The 1,024-nt window shown below is 51.0% G+C and carries 1 protein-coding gene; it reads right to left on the bottom strand.

Annotation, left to right across the window (positions count from 1 at the left end; all coding sequences use genetic code 11):
• Nucleotides 1-144: 144 nt before the first annotated feature.
• A partial coding sequence (gene lysA / locus ACTHUE_RS19455) for a diaminopimelate decarboxylase (protein ID WP_440424221.1) occupies nt 145-1,024 on the bottom strand: 880 nt, incomplete at its 5' end.

The raw sequence follows: 1,024 nt of genomic DNA on the forward strand, positions 1-1,024 counted from the left end.
GAACCGTACAGCCTGCGCGACGAGATTCCGCCGCATTATTGATAAACTGAAAAAGGGCGTGTTTGATACATGCCCTTTTCTTTCATTACAAAGGCCGTCTGAAAGTCAATCAAGCTTTCAGACGGCCTTTTAAACAATCAAACCTTACAAACAAGCCAATTCGTTGGCCATTTGCTGCTCGACGGTTTCACGTTGGCGGATAAGTTTACATTCGTTGCCGTTAACCAATACTTCCGCCGCGCGGTTGCGCGTGTTGTAGTTGCTCGCCATGCTTGAGCCATACGCACCGGCGCTGCGGATAAGCAGCAAATCCCCTTCTTCACAGGCGATGGTGCGGTCTTTGCCAAGAAAGTCGCCGGTTTCGCAAATCGGGCCGACGATATTGGCCGTCAGAGGCTCAATGTCTTTGGTTTCGACCGCTTCGATGTGATGATAGGCATCATAAAGCGCCGGACGCATCAAATCGTTCATCGCCGCATCGACCATCACAAAGTTTTTCTCTTCGCCATGTTTGACGAATTCGACGCGCGTCAACAACGCACCTGCATTTCCGACCAAGCTGCGGCCGGGCTCAAGAACCAGTTTCAGACGGCGTGTACCCATCAGTTTTTGAACGGCTTGGGCATACGCGCCCAAATCAGGCACATTTTCATCTTGATAAACAATGCCGACACCACCGCCCAAGTCCAAGTGTTCTAACACAATGCCTTCAGCTACCAGTTGGTCAACCAAGGCCAAGATACGTTCGCAGGCTTCGACAAGCGGGCTGAGGTCGGTCAGTTGCGAGCCGATATGGCAGTCGATACCGACAATTTTCAAATGGCTTTGTCGGGAAGCATGACGATAAGCCTCAAGCGCATCGGCATAGGCAATACCGAATTTGTTGGCTTTCAGGCCGGTGTAGATATAAGGATGAGTTTTAGCGTCGACATCAGGGTTGACACGCAGGGAAACCGGAGCGACTTTACCCAAACGCGCGGCAACCTTTTGAATACGGTCGATTTCGGGAATGCTTTCCATATTG

The organism is Neisseria sp. P0021.S005, assembly GCF_051956955.1.